The organism is Dolichospermum lemmermannii CS-548 (assembly GCF_028330815.1).
In the GTDB taxonomy this organism is placed as follows: Bacteria; Cyanobacteriota; Cyanobacteriia; order Cyanobacteriales; family Nostocaceae; genus Dolichospermum; species Dolichospermum lemmermannii.
The window spans coordinates 1-3,646 of sequence record NZ_JAQMTJ010000235.1; the positions used below are offsets into that span (position 1 = coordinate 1).

Consider the following 3,646-nt stretch of genomic DNA (forward strand, 5'->3'; position numbering starts at 1 on the left):
AACTGACAACTGACAACTGACAACTGACAACTGACAACTGACAACTGACAACGAACAACGAACAAAAATGAATTTGGGATTACCATTAGGTTCAGTTATTGAAGGTTCTCTGACTGGAGGTTTAGAAGTCAGATTACACCCAGATATCTCTGTAGAAGATATGCGGGTAGGTAAATTTCTCGTGGTACAGGGAATGCGATCGCGCTTTTTCTGTATGCTAACAGATGTATCCTTGGGTATGGCAAATGATCGCATTACAGCTAGTCCTCCCAATTGGGATGATAGTTTCTTGCGCGAAGTATTAGCCGGTAGCGGTACTTATGGGATGATCAACCTAGCACCCATGCTGATGTTTACCCCTGAATCTCCAGCATCTGGCTTTTCTAGTAATGGTAAATCCCCTAATTCTTTCATACCATCGTCTAGGGGTTTAGCATCCTTTCAACCCCAAACCAGTACGACGATGGAATTATTACCTGTTAAAACTATTCCTAGTCACTTTAGCCAAGTTTACGAAGCCAAGGAAGAGGATTTTCGGAAAGTTTTTGGCTGGGAAGATGATCCTCAACGCAAAAACTTTTCTATCGGTAAACCCTTAGATATGGATGTGCCGGTTTGCATTGATTTAAACCGCTTTGTGGAACGGAGTAACGGGATTTTTGGGAAATCGGGAACTGGAAAATCTTTCCTGACGCGCTTGATTTTAGCTGGTGTAATTCGTAAGAATGCTGCTGTCAACTTGATTTTTGATATGCACTCAGAATATGGTTGGGAAGCAGTCGCAGAAGGAAAAAACGTCAACACTGTTAAAGGCTTAAAACAGTTATTTCCCGGACAAGTTGAGGTTTACACACTTGATCCAGATTCAACAAAGCGTCGAGGTGTTCGGGAGGCACAAGAACTATATCTTAGCTATGAACAGGTTGAAGTTGAAGATATTAAATTGTGTAATCGTGATTTAGGACTTTCTGAAGCGGCTTTAGATAATGCCAATATCCTCTTTACAGAGTTGGGTAAATCTTGGATTATTAAGTTACTAAATATGAGTAACGAAGATATTGAGATGTTTTGTGACGAAAAACGCGGACACAAAGGCTCAATTATGGCATTACAGCGGAAACTTTTTCGCTTAGATAGTTTAAAGTATATGCGTAGTGCTTGTCCGCAAAATTATATTAAAAACATCGTCCAATGTCTAGAAGCTGGAAAAAACGTAGTTATTGAATTTGGTTCCCAGTCAAATATGCTTTCATATATGTTGGTGACAAATATGATCACCAGACGGATACATGAGCATTATGTCAAAAAAGCTGATAAATTTCTCCAAAGTAAAAATCCTTTAGATCGGCCGACACCATTAATGATTACAATAGAGGAAGCGCACCGCTTTCTTGACCCAGGAGTTGTCCAAAGTACGATTTTTGGAACTATTGCTAGAGAACTGCGAAAATATTTTGTCACGCTTTTGGTAGTTGATCAACGTCCATCAGGCATAGATAATGAAGTCATGTCCCAGATCGGGACTCGGATCACCGCTTTGCTCAATGATGAAAAAGATATTGATGCTATTTTTACGGGTGTATCTGGTGCGGGTGGTTTACGCTCAGTCTTAGCTAAGTTAGACTCTAAACAACAGGCCTTAATTTTAGGTCATGCTGTTCCTATGCCAGTGGTTGTGCGGACTCGTCCCTATGATTCCACATTCTACGCCGAAATTGGCGCGATCGCTTGGGAAGAAAAAACAGACGAGGAAGTATTTACCGCTGCTGAACTAGCAAAAGCAGACTTAGGCTTCTAGTTTTAAATCAATAACTAACAACTAACAACTGACAACTGACAACTAACAACTTCGTAACATCCCTCCATTTCCAAGTAACTCAAGTTCGGTTATCCGGCTAGTTGAAAGCAACTTTAGAGGGAGTTTTCGCGTCACTATGAGTATATCAACACAGTTTTTGGAAGTTAAAGAAAAATAGTGATCAACTTTTTGCCTTGATTACTGAAATATTTATCATCTGGGAACTTTACTATTGACTCTGTTTGTCGTAACATAAAATCAAAGTAAACTCATACTGACTCCGTTTTTAAACCAACTACTAGATAACTTAAAAAAAGAATTCTAGCAACCAACCCAATGTATTTCTGCTAAAACTCCAAAATTAAGAGAGGGTAAACAGACACATTTTTAGACTAGCAACATCTTAATAAAGGCTTAATTAGTGTAATTTTTGATGGTAGCTTTCCGTGTTCATTGATGTATATTGTCAGCTTACAAATTGCCTTTGTTAAAAAAAATATTGATTATGTTTAAAGAGTAGAGGATAAAAGCACCAATGGCTACAGTTAAAAATCATACAGAGAATGTCAATGCCAAATTTACCGCTGATATGGTAAGAACTTATCTGCGAGAAATTGGCCGTGTACCTTTGTTAAGCCGTGAACAAGAAATTATCTACGGTAAACAAGTACAGCAAATGATGGCGTTGCTAGAAGCTAAAGAAGCTTTACGCAAAGAAATTGACCATGAACCTAGTTTATCAGAATGGGCTGCCCGTGTTAATCAATCAGAAACAGAACTAAATCATCTGATGGTACAAGGTAAGCGAGCCAAGCAAAAAATGATTGAAGCGAATTTGCGCTTGGTTGTAGCTATTGCGAAAAAATATCAAAAGCGGAATATGGAATTTCTGGATTTAATCCAGGAAGGAACTTTGGGATTAGAACGGGGTGTGGAGAAATTTGATCCCATGCGGGGTTACAAATTCTCAACCTATGCTTATTGGTGGATTCGTCAGGCAATTACCAGAGCGATCGCCCAACAAGGTCGGACAATCCGTCTACCAATCCATATTACCGAAAAACTGAACAAAATTAAAAAAGTTCAACGGGAATTAGCGCAAACATTAGGAAGATCACCCACACCTACAGAAATCGCCAAAGAACTAGAGTTAGAACCCGCTCAAATTCGTGAATATCTGAATATGGCGCGTCAACCAGTTTCTTTAGATGTGCGCGTCGGTGAAAACCAAGATACCGAATTGCAAGAAATGTTGGAAGATGACGGGCCATCACCAGAGTATTACACGACTCAGGAGTTTTTGCGTCACGACTTGAATAACCTGCTTGCAGAACTCACACCCCAACAGCGCCAAGTTGTAGCTTTACGCTTTGGTTTAGAAGATGGAAATGAACTGTCTTTAGCGAAAGTTGGTGAACGTTTGAACCTCAGTCGGGAACGAGTTCGTCAATTAGAGCATCAAGCTCTTGCACATTTACGTCGTCGCCGCGCTAATGTTAAAGAATATATTGCCAGCTAGGAATGTGAACACGCAACAGTGTAATTCAAAACATCCCTCTTGGTGATGAGCCTCCTGATTTTAAAACAGGGGGCAATTTTTTTATTTTAATTTATTTTGCGAAATCTGTGAATTAGAAGTTGTATGCATCTATGGGTCAACACCAAAATTCAATAGATTAGATAGGGCTTGCTGAAAAAGTCTTTTCGTGAGGGCTAGGAGTCAGGAGTCAGGAGTCAGGAGTCAGGAGTCAGGAGGAAGAATTAGAAGGAGAGAAGAATAGTCTCAAATTTCAGAAAGTGATAGGTTTTTAATGGTTTCAATCCTTATTCCTTGCACCTAATTCACTT

At 39.6% G+C, this 3,646-nt stretch carries 2 protein-coding genes; both read left to right on the forward strand.

The genetic code is table 11. The features are described 5' to 3' along the window. The first annotated feature begins 67 nt into the window (after positions 1-67). Positions 68-1,798, forward strand: coding sequence for a helicase HerA domain-containing protein (locus PN450_RS15925; RefSeq protein ID WP_271836900.1), 1,731 nt, complete (start codon positions 68-70; stop codon positions 1,796-1,798). Positions 1,799-2,333: 535 nt separating this feature from the next. Then, positions 2,334-3,317, forward strand: a complete 984-nt coding sequence (locus PN450_RS15930; RefSeq protein ID WP_015083343.1) for an RNA polymerase sigma factor, RpoD/SigA family — start codon at positions 2,334-2,336, stop codon at positions 3,315-3,317. Positions 3,318-3,646: the final 329 nt, after the last annotated feature.